Source organism: Methylocystis heyeri, assembly GCF_004802635.2.
Classification (GTDB): Bacteria; Pseudomonadota; Alphaproteobacteria; order Rhizobiales; family Beijerinckiaceae; genus Methylocystis; species Methylocystis heyeri.
The window spans coordinates 3,266,502-3,284,161 of the sequence record NZ_CP046052.1; the positions used below are offsets into that span (position 1 = coordinate 3,266,502).

Consider the following 17,660-nt stretch of genomic DNA (forward strand, 5'->3'; position numbering starts at 1 on the left):
GCCTTCTCGAAGCGCCTCGGTTTGGGGATTTGGAAGCGGCTCATGCCGTATCGGGCGACTCCCTTATAAGTGAGCCGTCGAATTTGTTTGCTCAGCCAATGCGAATGAGTGCGGGGCCTCTTTTATTTGCTCGACTCGCTGCAGTCGAGATGGACAAATCGACCGAAGCGGCCAAATTCCCGGGGCAGCGCGCCGGATGCGATTGCATTCGCGAGCCCGTCCGTATCGTCGACGATCAGCCCTCCCAAAACACGGAGGCCATAATCGAAGAGCCTGGGCGTAAGCGGCGTCGACGGTCCGATCAGCGCGACATCCCGGCTGGCGGCGAGCCGAAGAATGCGCGACAAGCTACGATTGATCAGCGCCGAAGAATTTATGACCGCCGCCCCACGGCCCGGCAGCAGGGCGTCCAAAGCCGCCAATGGATATTCGTTGGGACGAGGATCCGTCTCTACAACCGTGCAATCCGGAAATATCCCGTCAATTCCGGGAAAGGCGCCGATCGCCACCGGCCTGCCGGGAACATCGCGGAGCTTTTTGGCTCCGTTGCCCGCTTTGGCGTCGAGACCGACTCGATTGTAATGCGCATTGATCGCGGCGACTCCAAGAGCGGTGTCGAGCGGATCCGTGGACTGAGCCAACTCCGCGAGGGTTCTCAGACTCTCGCGAGCGTGACGCGGAAGACGGGACGCGAGTTCTCTGGGATGCTTCGGCAAATAAGCGAGCCCTGTTCCCGACGGTCCTTCGACCATGATCCAGCGCGCGCCGCAGACGATACGTCGCACCTCGCTTTCATCGACTCCAAGAATGAGATCGCGATAGAGACGTTCGGGCCCCCACCACCGCCATAGAGATTTGATGTCCGGAGCGAGCAGCGCGCCTTCATGCCCCGTCCGGCTATGCCATTTCTCGACGCACTGTCCGGCGATGGACGTCAGAATCGGCGGCCCCTTTGAAAACAGCTGGAATGCGGGCTCGACGCCCTCATCGAGTGGAAGGCATGCGGAAAAGCGACTGAAGACGACAAGGTCGGAATTGCGGGAACGCGCCTCACGCAAGAGAGCGGCGACCGCCCCGCGCTCGAGGGACAGGATCTTCTCGGATCCGACATCTCGATAGTTCACGCGTATCGAGCAGCCGTCGCCCTTCCTGGTGCAATCGCGATCGCTACGCTGCACATATCCGTGCACGTCGAATCCGCGCGAACGCAATACAAGAGAAAATTCCTCGAGAAGCGCATCTACGAGCAGCCCGGCGTCGTGCACCACCACCCCCGGGCGAATCCAAGGCGTCGGAACGGCCCTAAATTCCACGGCCGAGCGTCGGGAGACGTTGACGTCTTGCATGATATGCTCGCCTGCTGCTGCGCGAGGATGGGCCGTTTCGCTCGACGACAGCTGCTCGAAACGCTCTTCCCGGCAAGCTGAAGCAAGCGTCGAGCCAATGCGGTTGCGCCGAACCGAACCGCTCTTTGCTCCCAAACGTGACGGCGCCGGTTCGTTCGCTCCATCGAGAGAACGGACTTCGGTGATGATCTTCAGCTCGCCGTCGCCTATGCGATCGGTTTTCAGATCGGGCGCTCGGCAGCTGTCCATGAGATGGCGATAGCCGCCTTCGGGGAGTTCGGAATCATAACCATTGAACGAAACTCGCCCATTCGGCGCCCGGCAATGGGTTTTTCGGTTCCGCGGTCGGAGTGCCGAGATAGAGAAACCCGACGATTTGATCGGCCTCGGCGAGACCGAGGGCCGAGTGCAGCGTTCGGTTGAACATGGGCCAGCCGGAGCGCCATATGCCGCCGTAGCCTTGGGCAAAGGCGGCCATCTGCATGGCCATCACGGCGCAGCCGGCTGTGAGCTGTTGTTCGAACGGCGTCACGACCTTATGCGGGCGGTGAATTGCCGCCACCACCACGACCATCGGCGCCCGTTTGGGCATGCCAAGGGCCCGGTCGACGATCTCGTCGGCAAGTCCGGATTGACGAGCCGCGTCCTGCATCAACGCCCCGAGACGATGCAGGCCATCGCCCGAGGCGACTAAAAAACGGTATGGGCGCAACCGTTGAAAATCCGGGACCCGAAGGGCCGCGCGAAAGATGACGTCGAGAGCCTGCTCGTCCGGAGCCGGTTCGCCGAGCGAAGAGCAGGAACGCCGTTCCAAAAGCAGGTTTAAAACGGGGGTCCCCATGAGCTATCCACGTCCTCGATACGCTTCCCCTCACGAAGGCGGCGTCGCACATCCATGATGCACGCGTCCAGCCTCTGCAGTTCCTGGAGGCGCCAACGTTCGAGGTAGCTCGTTTCGATTATGTCGACGACCGACCCATTGCCGACGACGATTCTCTTGTTCCCCATCAGCGCCAATATCGGATCATGGGTCGAAATCAGAACGATCTTTTCACGCGCGATCAAGAGCTGCAAGGCTCGACTTCGATCAATCCCCGCGTTCTCGATTTCGTCGATCAGCACAATCGGAGAAGCAGACAGCAGCGCGGTATCGGCGATCATCAGAGCGCGGCTCTGCCCACCGCTCAGTTGCGTCACGGCCGTCTCCGGCGCGAAGCGTTCGCCGGCCAATTCATTTGCGCAGGCGATGACCTCCGCGACGACGCTCGCGGGGGAACCGACGCTGCGGCAAGCCGCGTGCATCGTCAGAAACTCCAGCACAGAGAGATCCACGACGAAATTCATGTTCTGAGAAAGCTGCGCCACCAGGCGGCGATTCGACCCGAACCGCGTGGACGGATCGGGCGGCGCGCCGTTCACCAGGACGGTCCGGCCGGAAGGCGAATCGCCTTGGGCGAGAGATTCGATATCCCCCAGCAGACGACTCTTGCCCGAGCCAGTGGGGCCGACGATACATATCACTTCGCCGACCTTGATTTCGAGATCGAGCGCCTCGCGCTTTCCGGCCTTGTCGACACCCCCCTTCAATGTCAGGGACGACAAGGCCGCATGTGCATCGGGGCGCGACGCCTGAGCCTGCGAGAGTATCGCTTCCACGCGAGCGCGAAGCTGCTCGGCGTCAAGGCCCGCTTCGCTCAGCCGCCCCGGGTCGAGGCTCTCGAGCCAACGGCCAAAAGGCAGCTCGAGCTTTTCCGCAAGGGGATCCGCCCGGTTCAAAAGATGGCGAATTTCCGGATGCAGAGCCTCCAGCTCCTTGACGCGACGCTCCCGCAGTCCGTCGTTCATTGCGCAATGTCTCCAAACGACATTTTGCGAACATTCCCTCTTTGATGATCGGGGCCGATCAGCGTCTCGCCGATGCAGTAGGGGCAGACAGCAGATGGCATCGGGAAGCGCAGGCGGCTTCCTTCCAACCCCTCGACCATGGGAGCCTGGGCGAGGTGAAAGCCCAGTTCGGCGGCGCCTTGTCCCGTCAGGCCATTGAACGACACCACGATTGCATTCGGATTCGCGGTCTGGACATTGAAAGCGAAGACCTCTCGCTCCGCCTGACTGACGATATCGCCTTTTGTGATCACGACGATGTCGGCGAATTTCAGCATCGGCCCGATCTTGCGCGGCGTGTGAATGCCGGACAGCGCATCCACGACGCAGATGCCGAGTATTCCCTGGATGTGAGGCGAGCATCGATTGCACAGTCCCGCGCTTTCGGCGATGAGGACGCCCAGCTCCTTCTTCTTGGCCCACGTCAAGCAATCGTCGATGTTGCTGACGAAGAAATGATCCGGGCATAGTCCTCCGGCCAGCCCGGTGACGACGGGCAGGCCGGCTTTCGCATAGATGGCGTCGTCCGAGGTCGAAAGCGAGTCGAATTTGACGACGCCGATCGGCCCCGCCCGTCCGGCGAGACCCGCGACAGTTTTCAGCACGACCGAGGTCTTGCCCACCGAGGGCGGCCCCGAGACTGTTATGACGCGCATCTGCAGCCCTCGCGTTCGACGAACTCACGGCTCCGATGGAATCGGGCCACGGCCCTCTTCAAGTCCTCCGCGGCGCAGCGATGACGCAAATAGTCCCAACCAGGAAAAATCAGGCCTTCACCGCTTGGAACGCCTGCTCCACGATGTGGCGCAAGCGAAGGATAAAGATTTTGATCGAGCCAATCCGCCGTCGCCGGGTCGAAGAAATAATCGGCGAGCGGGAAGATTCGATCGCGATGGGCGCGCTGCGCGGTCATCCAGAGCGGAAACGCCATTGCGCCCTCTCGCGGCCAGATGATCTGCGTTCGATCGCGACGTGGACAGAGCGCCGCTTGAGCCCAGGGAAGAACATAGACAGCCCCCGGCGAAGCGCCGCTTCCGGCAAGGCGAGGCATCTGCGCCGAATGCATCAGCGTCGGCGCGTTCGTCAGCAGGCTCCAGAAGCCGGACTCGCCCAAAAGACGAAGCATCACGAGCAAGAAGAGATGATTGTATGTCCGCCAGCCCTGCGCGTCCGCCCGGCGCCACCCCGGAAAGACGATCGCGCCTCGGTAGAGAGGATCGGCGAGCTCCGCCCAACTGTGCGGAACCGGTCGCGAGCCGAGCTGCTGGCGGTCGATCAGAAGGACGAACGGCGCGACGGCATACACGCCGATCCACCCGCGCGGGTCGATCAGTCCAGCCTCGACGAAGGTGTGCGCCGCGCCCTCCGGCTGCATCGAGCAGAAGGCGTCTTGCTCGACGTGCTCGGCATGGAATGCACGATTGAAGGCGTTGCCGTTCTCCGAGGAGACCAGCAATTTCGGAAATTCATCGAGCTTTCGGATGAAACGCAGCTCTTCCATCGGCGTTCTGCCGCCCTGCCCGAGCGGCATGAAGCATTTGAAGGGCGCGCCGCCGTTCGCGACATGAGCGCCGATCGCCTGCGCTAGATCATCCCGCATTTGCATACGCAACGGCACAGGAGAGGAAGCGAGGAGATCCAGGCTGCGGGGGCTTTTTCCGGTCGCGAACGGATCACCGAAAATCCGTCGCGCCGGATCGAGATCGAGCTCGGGAAGAACGCGCGTCATAGCGCCCATCGCCGTGTCTCCACTTGGCGGGCCTGCCGACCGAGAGAATACTCGATGACGTGGCCGAGGACATCTTCCTGTGAGAGCCCCCAACGGGAAGCAGCAAGACAGATGGCGCCGCTGCGGCCTATGTGGCAGCAGAGATTGAACTCGAGAAAAACGCGCTTGCCTGTCTTTGGATCGTAGCGATAGTCGAGCCGCAAGTAGTCCATGGGACCGGCGGCGGACCAAAGTTTTTGTGCGTCGTCGAAGAAGCTCATTGTCTTCTTGCCGGCGTCGAAGAGCTCGTAACCCAGGGGATCGTCGCGCTTCAGCTCCTCTGTGATGATGGCGCCGAGGCGGTCCGACCGCGGATGAACCAGTCCGAGCAAGATTGGAGTCGCACCGCCCAAGACGGGCACCGTGACGTCCAGGCCTTCGGCGTACTGCTCGACAAGAACCGATGCGCCGCGCTCGAACAACGCGCCGGCGACGCGCTTCGCCCCGGCCCAGTCTTCTTGCATCGATTGTTCCGACACGCCCTCCGAGGCCGCGCCGAAGCGGCTTTTTATGAAATAGGGCCCCGGAAACGGCGGCTCGGTCTTCATGTCCTGCGGGCGGGCAAAGATCGCGCCTTCCGTCACGGGCATGCCGATGGCGCGCGCAAAATTTTTGGAGAGCCATTTGTCTTCGGCGAGCGCTCGGATGTTGGGCTTGGCGCCGATATGCGGCAGATGCAGAAACTCGCATGTCGAGGCGACGAAGATTTCCGGATTGTCGAAAGGCGCACAGTTATAGAGCGAAAAAACGAGATCGATCGATTGCGCCTGCGTGTAGAGGTCGCGAAAATGGTTCGAAGTGGTCACGCGGTAGCCCAGCCCGCTCAGCACAGTCCAAACGCGATGATAGTAGGCGGGATAGCCGCCGTCGCCCGAGTGAGCCGCAGGCGCATATTCGGGCGCGAGCGGCGCCGAGCGCGCCAATAGAAAAATGCGCGTGCTCGGCGCGGGAGGCGGGCGCAAGAGTTGATCAGGCGTTGGCTGCTCACGCATTTGCGGCCTCTCCACTGCGCCTCGACGTCTCCGAACCACAGCAAGGGCGGCGCCAGCCTTGGAAGAATCGCTTCACCGGTGTCCCGCGTCGAGCGCTCCGGCCTGGAGTCTTTTCATGTTTCCGGGAAACATGAAAAGACTCCAAGTTTTTGTTTTGACGCGTTTCCCACGCCGAACCGGCGCCCACTTCGGATGGAAACGCTCTGGCGCGAACGACGAGACTTCTGCGCTGCACTTGGCTTTGAGCGATTTCGCGCCGTAACGGGAGAGCGAGCCGCGAGCGCCTGCGACGCCCGATGCCGGCGATGGCGCTTCGCTCGCGCCGCATGCTCCTTCGAGAACTTCGAATTCAAAAAGGTACGCCCACGTACGAGGAGAGCGGCTATCGAACCCATAGGTGTTATCGCTCGGGCCGATGGGCAAGCCGCCTCCTCATGACATTCCCTGCTCGCTCAACGCCACGCCCGGACAGCTCATCGAGAACGCCAACGCCCATTCGGCCGGCGACGCCCTGATGACCAATCCGACCGCCTCATCGCTGACGTCATGGGGTGGATACAGCCCGATGTCGCGCATGATGATCCGCGGCTCTACCGCGGCCGAAGCAGCGCGGGCTCCATTTCGCAAAAACGACCCAGGGGCCGGCCCCGCCAACGGTGTGATCCGCCCTATAGCGCCGAGACAATCTCCGGCTCCGGCGACGGCGCCTCCGGGTAGACTTCCTCCCAGCCGCCGCCGAGCGCCTTGTAGAGCTGCACCAGATCGAGCGAGACGTTGGTCGCGCTGGTCTCATATTGCTGGGCGGCCTGCAGCATGGAGCGCTCCGCGTCGAGGACGCTCAGGAAATCGCCCACCCCCTGCTTGTATCGGTCTTTGGCGATTCCGAGCGCCGCGCGCGCATGGTCGAACTGCGCCTTGAGACGGGCGCGCCGCTGCAGCTCCTCGCGATGCGCGACCAGCGCGTCGACCACTTCGCGCCAGGCCTGCAGCACGGTCTTCTGATAGGCGACGGCCGCTTCCTGCTGCTGCGCCTTTCTCAGCTCCAGCGTTCCCTTCAGCCTGCCGGCGTCGAAGATCGGTAGCGAGACGCTGGGTCCGGCGTTGTATTGCAGCGAGCTGCCCCAAAACAGCTTTTTGAGGTTGAGCGCGTCGAAGCCGATCGTGCCGTTCAACTTCACCGTGGGGTAGAAGGACGCCACGGCGACGCCGATTTCGGCCGTGGCCGAATGCAGCTGCGCTTCCGCGGCCCTGATGTCGGGCCGCCGGCGCGCAAGCTCGGAAGGAAGGCCGACCGGCGTCCGGGGCGGCGCCAGCGGAACGCGCTTGCCGGCGCCGAGCTCGCCTTTGAGCGTTTCGGGCGGCTCGCCGAGCAGGAACCCAATGGCGTTGACATAACGGCTTTCGTCGCTCGCCAGCGCCGGAATTTGAGCGCGCACGCTTTCGGTCTGGGCCGCCGAGGTCTGCGCCTCATAGCCGGTTCTGATTCCCTTGGCCTGCCGCTCCTCGGCTACCCTCTGGATCTCCTGGCTGACCTTCAGATTGGCTTCGGCGATTTTGATCTGGGTCTGCACGCCGCGAAGCTGGATATAGTCGCGGGCGAGTTCCGCCTCGGACGAGACCAGGGCGTCGCGGCGCATTTCTTCCGATTGCTGGGCCTGAGCCTCCGCGGATTCGACCTGGCGCCTGACATGGCCCCAGAGATCCAGCTCCCAGGAAGCGTCCAGCCCCACGGTGTAATCGCTGATCGGCGGGATATTCACGCCGTTGCTCTGGTTGCCCGGGATGAGCGCGCCGAGCAGGCTGGCTATGCCGTTGGCGCTATAGAGCTCGCGCTGGAACCTGCCGCTGGCGTTGACGCCGGGAAACTGGGCCGCCGCCGCGACATTGCGCTCGAAGCGGCTTTCGGCGAGGCGGATGGTGGCCGTCTGCACATCGAGATTGTCCTGCGCCACGCGCTTTTCGAGACGCGTGAGCAGTGGATCGCAGAACGCCCGCCACCATTGCGGATCGGGCGGGGCCGGAATGGCGTCGGGGGGCGAGGCGTTGCTGCGCTCGAAAGAAGAGTCGGGCAGCGGCGGATCGGGCGGCGCAAAATCGGGGCCGAGGGCGCAGCCCGAAAGGAGCGCGCAGCCGGCCGCGGCATAAAACATTCGAAGCTTCGCCGGCCCCGGAGTCGTCAATGGGCTCCTCCCATGGCGGCGGCCCTTTGGGGGGAAATGAGAAAGCACAGGGGAACCACGAGAAAGGCCGCGACGGCGCAATAGAGAAAAATATCCGAGTAAGCCATGATGACCACCTGCTGGCGGAAGCTCCGATAGGCGTAACCGATGGCGTCGCCATGCGCCACAGCGGCGGCGCGGCCCATTCCCCGCAGCGTCGCCTCATAGCCCGCGATCAGCGCATTGTAGGACGGATTGAGCGGAGTCGCCCATTGCGAAAGATAGGTCTGATGGACCTGGGATCTCTCGGTCACCTGAGAGGTCGCCAGCGAAATCCCTATCGAACCCGCGACATTGCGAAACATCGCGAACAGGGCCGCGCCGTCGCCGTTCAGCTCCCGCGGCAGGGTCAAGAAGGTCACGGTGGTGATCGGAACGAACAGAAAGGCCAGCGCCGCCGTCTGCGCCATGCGCATCATCACCAGCGTCTCAAAATCGATGTCGGGGGTGAGCTTCCTCGAAAAAATGAATGCGAAGCCCATGACCACGAATCCGAGCGCGATCACGTAACGGGTCTGCATCGTCGTCATCAGCCGCCCCACCACCGGGATCAGCAGGATGACCACGACGCCGCCCGGCGAGAGTATCAACCCCGCCCAGGTCGCAGTGTAGTTCAGGACCTGCTGGGCGAATTGCGGAATGATCACCGCGCTCGCGTAAAGTATGCCGCCCATCGCCGTCATCATGACGCAGCCCGCGGAAAAATTGCGGTCGCGAAACACGGCGAGATGGACGATCGGCTTCTTTGCGATCAGGAGCCAGATGATGGCGCAGAAAATGCCGAGGAAGGCGAGCAGGGCCATCAGCCTGATCATGTCGGACTCGAACCAGCCGGCGTCCTCGCCGCGGTCCATCATGACCTCGAGGCTGCCGAGCCCGAGGGTGATGAGGCCGAGGCCGATGAAGTCCATGCCGCGCTTTTTCTTGTTTTTCTCCCAGGGCGGATCTTCCACCACCGCCGAAACCAGAAAGACCGCCGCGAGGCCCACCGGCACGTTGATGAAGAAAATCCAGCGCCAGCTCGAATTGTCGGTGATGTAGCCCCCGAGCGTCGGGCCCAGCACCGGCGCGACCACCGTGGCGATGGCGGCGACGCCGAAAGCCGCGCCGCGTTTTGCCGGCGGAAAAGTGTCGAGGATGATCGACTGCTGGTTCGGCTGCATGCCGCCGCCGAAGAAACCCTGGGCCAGCCGGAACAGGATGAGCTGCGCCAGGCTGTCCGCCATTCCGCACAGGAAGGAGCAGACGGTGAACATGGCGATGCAGATCAGGAAGTAGCGCTTGCGGCCGAGAAGGTCTCCCAGCCAGCCCGAAATGGTCAGGACGACGCCATTGGCGACGAGATAAGAGGTCAGCGCCCATGTGGCCTCGTCGGCGCTGGCCGAAAGACTGCCCGCGATATGCGGCAGGGCCACGTTGACGATGGTGGTGTCCAGCACCTCCATGAAAGCCGGCAAAGTCACCGAAATCGCGATCAGCCACGGGTTATAGGCCGGCTTCCAGGCGGCGCCCGCCGCGCCCGTGGCGTCGGAAACGCTCATCGCAAGGAGACTTCCGGCACGACCGAGAGCCCGAGCGGCAGAGGCAGCCGGGGGTCGAGGCCGCTGTCGATGACGATTTTCACAGGCACCCGCTGCACCACCTTGACGAAATTGCCGGTGGCGTTCTCCACCGGAAAGGCGGCGAACTTCGAGCCCGAACCGAGCTGGATGCTGTCGATATGCCCGCGCAGGTCGAGGAAAGGATAGGCGTCGACCTTTATTTTGACGCTCTGGCCCGGACGCATGCGCGCGAGCTGGGTTTCCTTGAAATTGGCCGTGACCCAGACCTGTGGCGAAACCAGGATGAAGAGCTGCTGGCCCGGCGACACGTAATTGCCCATTTCGACGCTGCGCTTCGTCACCCAGCCGTCCTGCGGGGCCTCGATCACCGTCCAGGCCAGATTGAGATCGGCCTGATCGAGGCGCGCCTGCGCCTGTTCGATCTGGCCCTTGGATTGTCCGACCTGCGCTTCGGTCTCGCCGATGCGCTGCGGCACGGGCGAGCTTTGCACGACCTGGGCGTTGGCCAGATTGACCTGCGCCTGCGCCTGTTTGAACGCCGCCAGCGCGGCGTCGACGTCCTGCTGCGTGGTCGCCTGTTTCGAGAGACTGCGCTGGCGTTCGTAATCGGCCTGGGCGCGGGCGAGAACGGCCTTGGCGTTGGCGAGCTGGGCCTGCGCCTGCTCGAGCTGCGCGGGGAAGTTCTTCTGGCCCACCTCGGCGGCGAATCGCAGGCCCTCGTTTTGATTTCTTGCGGTCTCGAGCTGACCTTCCGCCAGCTCGCGGTCGATGCGATATTGCCGCGGATCGATATGGACCAGCGGCTGGCCCGCCTTGACGAACTGGTTGTCCACGACGTCGAGCGAAACCACATTGCCGGCGACGCGCGGCGCGATGATCACCGAGCGGCCGTCGGTGTAGGCGTCGTCCGTGCTCTCGATATTGCGATGCGTAAGCCAGTACCACAGGCCCGCGACCGCCATGGCGGCGAGGACCGCGAAACCGATCGTCAGGGCCAGGGGGCGACGCGCCCCATTGCCCCCGGCGCCCCCGCTTTTCGGCTGTAGGGGCGCGGAAGAGTGAGAATTATCGGAAGCTCCCGCTTCGCTCATCGACCATGCGCCTCATCCGCGGAACGGACCGCGGTTCCAATACCAAGTGTTGCCAGCAAAACGACAATTCGACACAATGACGACGCCCTCTCGGTTGAAGTGGCCGCGACGGGGCTTAACCGAACGAGGCAGTTCGTTTACTAATAGGTTACGCTGGAGTCAACAACGATCGCCCATGAGCGCATCCTTCGCCACAGATAATGGTCCGCGGCGCATCCCACGGGGCCAGGAGCGACGCTCCCAGCTGGTCGTCGTCGCCGAAGAGGTCTTCCTGGAGCATGGCTTTTCCAACAGCACGATGCAACAGATCGCTTCGCGGGCGGGCGCGTCCAAGGAGACGCTCTACCGGCATTTCGCGAACAAGGAGACGCTTTTTGCCGAGGTCGTCAGCCGAAAAGCCTCGCGAATCTCCGGCCCGGAAAGCGGCCTTGAAAAGCAAGGCCCTCCCCGCGAAATACTATTCAGCCTGGGCCTGAACCTGGCGAGGCGAATGGTGGAGCCGGAAACTCTCGCCCTCGTGCGCCTCGCCATCGCCGAAACGCCGCGCAACCCCGGCCTGGGCGCGATCCTCTATGAAAAAGGGCCGGGAACGACTCTCAATCGGCTTGCAGATTATCTGCACGACGCCGCCGGGAGAGGCGAACTGAAATGCCCGAATCCAAAAGAGGCGGCGAGACTCTTTCTCGGCGCCGTCGCAACCAACTACAGGCTGGTCAGCCTCCTCGATCCCTCGATGGCGAGGCCGAGCGAGGAAGAGTTGCAGGCTCATGTCAACGCCGCGGTCGACATGTTTCTTTGCTATTTCGGGACAAGGGCCTGAGCGGGCGCCCGAAAAATCGCCGCCGGACTGCGTCGGTCAAAATTTGAAAGACGTTTCCATCAAGCCGAAAGCCCCGGAGCCCATGAGCCTGTCGCGGGCGTAGCCGCAGGCCATGGTGACGTGGAAAGATCCGATCTCGCTCAGGGTTAAATGAAGCCCGAGCTTCATCGGCTGATCGCGCCTCAGCCCGGCGAGCACGGCGAAAGGCCCGAGATAGAATTTCCCCAGAGGCGGCGCCGGCAAAAGCCCGTCCAACGGAGAGAACCCCGGCTTGATTTCCGCAAAACTGGCGTGGTAGGCCGGCGAATAGAGGCTCTTCAGATAGAATAATGTTTCGGCGCTCGGCGCGTAATCGACTTCAAAGCCGCTTTTCAGGGCCCAATATTGTTTGAGGCGCCACAGTTCCGGATCGGCCTTGAAAGCCCTGCCGAGCGCTGCGCCGAGGTCGGCGAGGCCACGAAAACGGTTCGCATCGAAAATCGCAGGGGTCTGGGTGAAAAACTCCCCTGGAAGGCCCTGGCCTCCCGTTCCGACACCGCCCGGCTGCCCCGGCGCGACGCTCGCCCGCGCAATCGCTTCGTCGAGGCTCTGGATCCGTGTGCGAAGCCTCACGGGATCTAGGCGCGCGACGACGGCAGCAGCGATCTTCGCCTCGGCCCGGCTATTCTCTCGCACCGGGTCGGATTGTGGCGCCAGCGTGGGCCGCAACGGCGGCGGACTATCGAAAATCTCGAGGGATGAGGCGGCGCCTCCAGAAGCGGCTGGAGAGGCCCAGACGCAAAAGGCGATGGCGAGCAGGCCAGGCAATCCCTTCATCGCAGCAACCGCCGACTCGGAAAACTAAACGCACGCAAACGAAGCCGGCTGCATGGCGCGTCGGCGCATGCCGCCCGACCCATTGCCGTGGCGGAAGAATTGGCGTTCGGCGGTAAAATTTCGACTAAGCCGGCGCCCGCGGGTTTAATTTCCGCTGTTCGGAAAGCCGGACGTCGTTAAAAAAGCGTTTCGGCGCTGTTCGCCATAAACGACTCGAGCCTCGCCGCTCCTCAAAGCTGCGAGGCCCTGTCGATCATCCGCATGCGGAGGCCTGCGGCCCCGTGCGGTCAGGCTTGAGCTGCGGCCGCCTGCTTCTTGGCGATGTCGCGCTTGAGCTCGCGCGCGTTCTGCGAGAGCTCCTCGTCGCGGGCCTTGGCCAGGAAAGCGTCGAGGCCGCCGCGATGCTCGACCGATCGAAGCGCGGCCGCCGAAACGCGCAGGCGGACGGCGCGGGCCAGAATGTCGGAGGTCAGCGTGACATTGACGAGGTTCGGCAGGAACCGCGTGCGGGTCTTGCGGTTGGAGTGGCTGACGAGATTGCCGGTCTGGACTCCCTTGCCGGTCAATTCGCAACGACGGGACATATTCTTATCCTTTCGGTCTATAGCGCCAATGGAAGAGGCGGCGCGGCGACGCGCTTTCACCCGGTCCGGCGTAGAATTCTGGAAACAGGGCGCCCGGCCCTAAGCAGAGCCCTCTTTGCGGCAGGCTTATAGGCGCCAAAGAGAAGGATCGTCAACCGCCCCGCCCGGTTTCTTTGCGCATAGGCGAAGGAACGCGGACATCGGGAGACAATCCTCTGGACATTGGCGCGGTTCTTTGTTCTATGCCTCCTCGTCATACGGGGGGCGAGGCATCGGCTCCCGGCGCCCTTAGCTTCGCTCAGATGACCGCATCGCGCCAAAGGACGGCATTGGCGTTTTTTGGCGTTGTTTCAATTGAGATTTCCGACGCGCCGCGAAGGGACGCGATGCGAAGACGACAGAAAGGTTGAGGATTCCATGGCCGCCAAAGCTATCCTGCATATGCTCAGCACGTTGAAGCATATGAGCCCCTTCGACGTGAATATGGCGGTCGACGCCGGCTATGACGTCACTATCCCCTACACCAATGTGACGCTCGACGAGGTCGTGCCGCTGGTGCAGGACGCCATGTTCTCCCGCGCTCCCTCGGCCGCGCTCCGCACCGGCATTTTCTTCGCCGGCCGCGACGCCGTTCTCGCCCTCGACATGATGGATGCGGCCAAGAAGGCGCTGCTCAAGCCTTTCGAGGTCTCGCTCTTCGCCGATCCCTACGGCTCCTTCACCACCGCCGGCGGCATGGTGGCCTGCGTCGAGAAGCTGCTGCGCGACAAGAAGCAGCGCGACCTCAAGGGCGCCAGCATCGTCATCTACGGCGCGACCGGCGTGGTCGGCTATTCCTCGGGCGTGATCGCCGCGCTCGAAGGCGCGCAGGTGACCATGGTGGGCTATAGCGGCCTCGAGCGCGTGCAGAAGCTCGCCGAGGAGATCGAGGCGCGCTTCGGCGTGAAGGTCAAGGCCGCCGACGGCAGCACCCAGGAACATGTGCGCAGGCTGCTGCTCGACCATGAAATCGCCCTTTGCGCCGCCCGCGCGGGCGTGCAGGTGCTCTCGAAGGACGACCTCGAAGCAGCCAAGAACCTGCTCATCGCCGCCGACGTGAACGCCGTTCCCCCGCTCGGCGTCGAGGGCTGCGGCCTGCACGACAACGGCAAGGTGATTTCGTCGCATGGCGCGCTCGGCATCGGCGCGCTGGCGATCGGCAACGTCAAATACGGAGCGCAGTCGGGCCTGTTCAAGAAAATGACCACCTCGGACAAGCCGCTCTGCCTCGATTTCCGCGACGCCTTCGCGCTCGCGCGCGAACTCGTATGATTTGAAGGATTCGCGTCGCAGGATGGTCCTGCGGCGCGTTCCCCGGCTGGGACAAACGCCGGCCGGGAGGTTCTCGAAAGGAAACGCACATGGCGAAGATCAACAAGATGCTGGTCGGCGAGTCGCTGGTCGGCGAAGGCAACGAAGTCGCTCATATCGACCTGATCATCGGACCGCGCGGCTCGGCCGCCGAGCTGGCTTTCGCCAACGCTCTCGTGAACAACAAGGACGGCTTCACGACCCTTCTCGCGGTCGTCGCCCCGAACCTGCTGGCCAAGCCGAACACCATCCTGTTCAACAAGGTCACGATCAAGGGCGCCAAGCAGGCCGTCCAGATGTTCGGACCGGCCCAGGCCGGCGTCGCCAAGGCCGTCGCCGACTCGGTCGCCGAAGGCGTGATCCCGGTCGAGGAAGCCGACGACCTGTTCATCTCGGTCGGCGTGTTCATCCACTGGGACGCCAACGACGACGCCAAGATCCAGGACTACAACTACCAGGCCACCAAGGAAGCCCTCGCCCGCGCCGTTCGCGGCGAGCCGAAGGCCGCTGAAGTCGTCGCCAAGCGCAACGACGCCAAGCACCCCTTCGCCGCCCACTAAGGCGCTTCCCGCTCGAACGGAATCGCTCGAGCGAGAGATTTTATGGGGGAGCCCTTGCCGGCTCCCCTTTTCTTTTAGTTCGCCCGGCTGCTCTTTCGACTCCTTGATCAGCCCGCGCGAACAGAGGGAGCGTTCAGCCATGAGCAGCGTGGTCGGCTGGGATATCGGCGGCGCCAATCTGAAGGCCGCGCGCGCCGAGGACGGCGTCATCGTGGCCGTCACGCAGCGACCTTGCGCCCCTCATCTCGGCCTCGCCCATCTCGAAGAGGCGATACGCGCCGCCGCACAAACGATAGGCGCCGCGCCCCGCCACGCCGTCACCATGACGGCGGAGCTTTCCGACGCCTTCGAGAATCGCGCCCGCGGCGTCGCCTCTATCGCCGCCATTTTCTCGCATGAGCTGAGCGGCGCCGAAATCCGCTTTTACGCCGGCGCAAAAGGCTTCGTCGCAAAGGCGCAGCTTGCGGAAGCCGCGGCGGCCGTCGCCTCGGCCAATTGGCGCGCCAGCGCGGAGCTGGTCGCGCGCCATTGCGAAAAAGCCCTGTTCATCGACATGGGCTCGACGACCACGGACATTATTCCGATCCGCGACCAAGCGATTTCGGCCCTCGGCGACAGCGACGCCACCCGCCTCCAGCATGGCGAACTCGCCTATGCCGGACTGCTGCGCGGCGCCCCTGCGACGGGAGTGGCGCAGGCGCCTTTTGCGGGACGCTGGACGGCGCTGGTAGACGAGAGCTTCGCCACCATCGCCGACGTGCATCGCATCCTCGGAAACATTCCCCCGGGCCTGGACACCGTTGCGACCGTCGACGGGCGTCCCAAATCGGTCGAGGCCAGCCGGGCGCGTCTCGCGCGTCTCGTCGGGCTCGACCTCGCCGACGCTTCGCCCGCCCAATGGGACGCGCTGGCGCGCTTTTTCGCCACCGTGCAAATGCGCAGGATCGAGGATCAGATCGTGCTGCTCGCCTCGCGCGCGACTTTCGTCGAAGGCGCCCCTGTCGTGGGCGCAGGGATCGGCCGCCGCCTCGTCGCGGGCTGGGCCGAGCGGACGGGACGCGCTTATCGAAGCTTCGACGAGTTCGTTCCGGCGACGCCGGAGGCGAAAGCCGCGGCCGGCGACTGCGCGCCGGCCTGCGCGGTGGCGCTGCTGGCGGGTGAATTTTAGCGCCGGGCCAAAATCTCCTTCACGCGCTCGACCAGTTCAGTCTCGGGAACGGAAATCTGCGCCGGGCGCTGCGCCTTCCATTCCTCGTTTGTGGCGATCGAGGCCGCCGCCCGGGCGCCCGCGACCAGATCCTTGATCTGGACTTCGCCCCTGGCCTTTTCATCCGAACCCTGGATGATGACGAGCGGGCTGTTGCGCTTGTCGGCATATTTCATCTGCGCCTTCATGCCCGAGGCGCCGAGATAGAGCTCGCTCGGTATTCCCGCGGCGCGAAGCTGCCCCACCATACGCTGGTAATCCGCCACGCGGTCCTTATCGAGCAGCAGCGCCACCACCGGCCCCACCCGCTCGGCTGTCGAAACGATCGGACTGCCGACGAGTTTCAGGGCCGCATAGAGCCTCGAGACGCCGATGGAGAAGCCGGTCGCGGGGGTGTTCTCGGCTCGGAAGCGGCCGATCAACCCGTCATAGCGGCCGCCTCCTCCGACCGAGCCGAAGCGAACCGGATTGCCCTTTTCGTCACGGGTCTCGAAGGTCAGTTCGGCCTCGAACACCGGGCCGGTGTAATATTCGAGGCCGCGCACGACCGAAGGGTCGATGCGGATGCGATCGAAGCCATAGCCGGCGTCGCGCACCAGATCCTCGATTTCCATCAGCTCCTCGGCGCCCTGCGCGCCGACATCGCTCTTGCCGAGCAGGCCGAACAGATCGAAGCTCGGCTTGCCGTCCTTATATTGCATGCCGGCGGTGAAGGAGAGGATCGTATCCACGGCGGCGGGATCGAGCCCCGCGCCTTTGGTGAAATCGCCGCTTTCGTCCTTGCGGCCGGGGCCGAGCAGTAGCTTCACCCCTTCGGGGCCGAGGCGGTCGAGCTTGTCCACCGCGCGCAATACGACGAGGCGGCGCCCGGCGTTGGCCTCGCCGTCGAGCCCCACCGCCTGTATGACGCCGTCGAGCACCTTGCGGCTGTTGATCTTGATGACGTAATCGCCCCGCTGGACGCCGAGACGCTCCAGAGTGTCGGCGGCCATCATGCAGATTTCGGCGTCGGCGGCGGGCGAGGCCGCGCCCACGGTGTCGGCGTCGAACTGCATGAACTGGCGGAAACGCCCCGGCCCCGGCTTCTCGTTGCGATAGACCGGACCGACCCGATAGGAGCGGTAGGGCTTGGGCAGAGCGTCGAAATTCTGCGCCACATAACGCGCGAGCGGGGCGGTCAGATCATAGCGCAGGGAGAGCCACTGATCGTCGTCGTCCTGGAAGGAGAACACGCCTTCGTTTGGCCGGTCCTGATCGGGCAGGAATTTGCCCAGCGCGTCGGTGTATTCGATCGCCGGCGTCTCCAGAGCTTCGAAGCCGTAGAGTTCATAGACGGAGCGTATCGCCTCGAGCATTTTCCCGGTGGCGGCGAGTTCGCCGGCGTCGCGGTCGGCGAGGCCGCGAGGGCTGCGGGCTTCCACTCTTTGCTTTGCGTCGGACATTCTTTGGTTCCAGAGCGTC

Annotated in this window: 16 protein-coding genes; 4 read left to right on the plus strand and 12 right to left on the minus strand. The window is 63.7% G+C overall.

Annotated elements, in window-relative coordinates; genetic code table 11:
- Window positions 1-122 precede the first annotated feature (122 nt).
- The 9 genes from H2LOC_RS14845 to H2LOC_RS14885 form a co-directional block, all read right to left on the minus strand.
- A complete protein-coding gene (locus H2LOC_RS14845) occupies window positions 123-1,595 on the minus strand; it encodes a Rossmann-like domain-containing protein (protein ID WP_136497755.1) in 1,473 nt (490 codons plus the stop codon).
- 34 nt (window positions 1,596-1,629) lie between these two features.
- Window positions 1,630-2,187: an NAD(P)H nitroreductase gene (locus H2LOC_RS14850; RefSeq protein WP_136497756.1), complete on the minus strand. Its 558-nt coding sequence runs from the start codon at window positions 2,185-2,187 to the stop codon at window positions 1,630-1,632.
- Entirely contained in the window at window positions 2,169-3,191 is a 1,023-nt protein-coding gene (locus H2LOC_RS14855) for an ATP-binding cassette domain-containing protein (RefSeq protein ID WP_136497757.1), read from the minus strand. The genes H2LOC_RS14850 and H2LOC_RS14855 overlap by 19 nt, the downstream gene beginning before the upstream one ends.
- Window positions 3,188-3,886 carry a GTP-binding protein gene (locus tag H2LOC_RS14860; RefSeq protein ID WP_136497758.1) on the minus strand — a complete coding sequence of 233 codons (699 nt, stop codon included), beginning with the start codon at window positions 3,884-3,886 and terminating at the stop codon, window positions 3,188-3,190. The genes H2LOC_RS14855 and H2LOC_RS14860 overlap by 4 nt, the downstream gene beginning before the upstream one ends.
- Window positions 3,874-4,959: an ABC transporter substrate-binding protein gene (locus H2LOC_RS14865; protein WP_246206844.1), complete on the minus strand. Its 1,086-nt coding sequence runs from the start codon at window positions 4,957-4,959 to the stop codon at window positions 3,874-3,876. The genes H2LOC_RS14860 and H2LOC_RS14865 overlap by 13 nt, the downstream gene beginning before the upstream one ends.
- A complete protein-coding gene (locus H2LOC_RS14870) occupies window positions 4,956-5,990 on the minus strand; it encodes a D-alanine--D-alanine ligase family protein (RefSeq protein ID WP_246206845.1) in 1,035 nt (344 codons plus the stop codon). Before H2LOC_RS14870 ends, H2LOC_RS14865 begins: the two co-directional genes overlap by 4 nt.
- Window positions 5,991-6,658: 668 nt before the next feature.
- Window positions 6,659-8,140, minus strand: a complete 1,482-nt coding sequence (locus H2LOC_RS14875) for an efflux transporter outer membrane subunit (RefSeq protein WP_136497760.1) — start codon at window positions 8,138-8,140, stop codon at window positions 6,659-6,661.
- Window positions 8,141-8,166: 26 nt separating this feature from the next.
- Window positions 8,167-9,750, minus strand: a complete 1,584-nt coding sequence (locus H2LOC_RS14880; RefSeq protein ID WP_136497761.1) for a DHA2 family efflux MFS transporter permease subunit — start codon at window positions 9,748-9,750, stop codon at window positions 8,167-8,169.
- Window positions 9,747-10,862, minus strand: coding sequence for an HlyD family secretion protein (locus tag H2LOC_RS14885; protein WP_136497762.1), 1,116 nt, complete (start codon window positions 10,860-10,862; stop codon window positions 9,747-9,749). The genes H2LOC_RS14880 and H2LOC_RS14885 overlap by 4 nt, the downstream gene beginning before the upstream one ends.
- Window positions 10,863-11,037: 175 nt before the next feature.
- On the opposite strand from H2LOC_RS14885, the gene H2LOC_RS14890 reads away from it, so the two are divergent.
- A complete protein-coding gene (locus tag H2LOC_RS14890; RefSeq protein WP_162009780.1) occupies window positions 11,038-11,682 on the plus strand; it encodes a TetR/AcrR family transcriptional regulator in 645 nt (214 codons plus the stop codon).
- Between the two features lie 36 nt (window positions 11,683-11,718).
- Here the strand turns inward: H2LOC_RS14890 and H2LOC_RS14895 are convergent, their stop codons facing one another.
- Entirely contained in the window at window positions 11,719-12,498 is a 780-nt protein-coding gene (locus tag H2LOC_RS14895; protein ID WP_136497764.1) for a cellulose biosynthesis protein BcsS, read from the minus strand.
- A gap of 287 nt (window positions 12,499-12,785) precedes the next feature.
- On the minus strand, window positions 12,786-13,082 hold the full coding sequence (gene rpmB, locus H2LOC_RS14900) for a 50S ribosomal protein L28 (protein ID WP_136497765.1): 297 nt from the start codon (window positions 13,080-13,082) through the stop codon (window positions 12,786-12,788).
- A 417-nt stretch (window positions 13,083-13,499) separates the two neighbouring features.
- On the opposite strand from rpmB, the gene H2LOC_RS14905 reads away from it, so the two are divergent.
- From H2LOC_RS14905 to H2LOC_RS14915, 3 genes are all read left to right on the plus strand, one after another.
- A complete protein-coding gene (locus H2LOC_RS14905) occupies window positions 13,500-14,393 on the plus strand; it encodes an NAD(P)-dependent methylenetetrahydromethanopterin dehydrogenase (protein ID WP_136497766.1) in 894 nt (297 codons plus the stop codon).
- Between the two features lie 89 nt (window positions 14,394-14,482).
- Window positions 14,483-14,992, plus strand: coding sequence for a formaldehyde-activating enzyme (gene fae / locus H2LOC_RS14910; RefSeq protein ID WP_136495176.1), 510 nt, complete (start codon window positions 14,483-14,485; stop codon window positions 14,990-14,992).
- A 139-nt stretch (window positions 14,993-15,131) separates the two neighbouring features.
- Window positions 15,132-16,160 (plus strand): hydantoinase/oxoprolinase family protein, encoded by a 1,029-nt coding sequence (locus H2LOC_RS14915; protein ID WP_136497767.1) that lies wholly within the window; start codon window positions 15,132-15,134, stop codon window positions 16,158-16,160.
- On the opposite strand, the gene hisS is transcribed toward H2LOC_RS14915, so the two are convergent.
- Window positions 16,157-17,641, minus strand: coding sequence for a histidine--tRNA ligase (gene hisS, locus H2LOC_RS14920; protein ID WP_136497768.1), 1,485 nt, complete (start codon window positions 17,639-17,641; stop codon window positions 16,157-16,159). The genes H2LOC_RS14915 and hisS overlap by 4 nt on opposite strands.
- Window positions 17,642-17,660: the final 19 nt, after the last annotated feature.

Coding starts and splice junctions, on each gene's coding strand:
- H2LOC_RS14845 (WP_136497755.1), bottom strand. CDS start 1,595: ATGGACAGCTGCCGAGCGCCCGATCTGAAAACCGATCGCATAGGCGAC.
- H2LOC_RS14850 (WP_136497756.1), bottom strand. CDS start 2,187: ATGGGGACCCCCGTTTTAAACCTGCTTTTGGAACGGCGTTCCTGCTCT.
- H2LOC_RS14855 (WP_136497757.1), bottom strand. CDS start 3,191: ATGAACGACGGACTGCGGGAGCGTCGCGTCAAGGAGCTGGAGGCTCTG.
- H2LOC_RS14860 (WP_136497758.1), bottom strand. CDS start 3,886: ATGCGCGTCATAACAGTCTCGGGGCCGCCCTCGGTGGGCAAGACCTCG.
- H2LOC_RS14865 (WP_246206844.1), bottom strand. CDS start 4,959: ATGACGCGCGTTCTTCCCGAGCTCGATCTCGATCCGGCGCGACGGATT.
- H2LOC_RS14870 (WP_246206845.1), bottom strand. CDS start 5,990: ATGCGTGAGCAGCCAACGCCTGATCAACTCTTGCGCCCGCCTCCCGCG.
- H2LOC_RS14875 (WP_136497760.1), bottom strand. CDS start 8,140: ATGTTTTATGCCGCGGCCGGCTGCGCGCTCCTTTCGGGCTGCGCCCTC.
- H2LOC_RS14880 (WP_136497761.1), bottom strand. CDS start 9,750: ATGAGCGTTTCCGACGCCACGGGCGCGGCGGGCGCCGCCTGGAAGCCG.
- H2LOC_RS14885 (WP_136497762.1), bottom strand. CDS start 10,862: ATGAGCGAAGCGGGAGCTTCCGATAATTCTCACTCTTCCGCGCCCCTA.
- H2LOC_RS14890 (WP_162009780.1), top strand. CDS start 11,038: ATGAGCGCATCCTTCGCCACAGATAATGGTCCGCGGCGCATCCCACGG.
- H2LOC_RS14895 (WP_136497764.1), bottom strand. CDS start 12,498: ATGAAGGGATTGCCTGGCCTGCTCGCCATCGCCTTTTGCGTCTGGGCC.
- rpmB (WP_136497765.1), bottom strand. CDS start 13,082: ATGTCCCGTCGTTGCGAATTGACCGGCAAGGGAGTCCAGACCGGCAAT.
- H2LOC_RS14905 (WP_136497766.1), top strand. CDS start 13,500: ATGGCCGCCAAAGCTATCCTGCATATGCTCAGCACGTTGAAGCATATG.
- fae (WP_136495176.1), top strand. CDS start 14,483: ATGGCGAAGATCAACAAGATGCTGGTCGGCGAGTCGCTGGTCGGCGAA.
- H2LOC_RS14915 (WP_136497767.1), top strand. CDS start 15,132: ATGAGCAGCGTGGTCGGCTGGGATATCGGCGGCGCCAATCTGAAGGCC.
- hisS (WP_136497768.1), bottom strand. CDS start 17,641: ATGTCCGACGCAAAGCAAAGAGTGGAAGCCCGCAGCCCTCGCGGCCTC.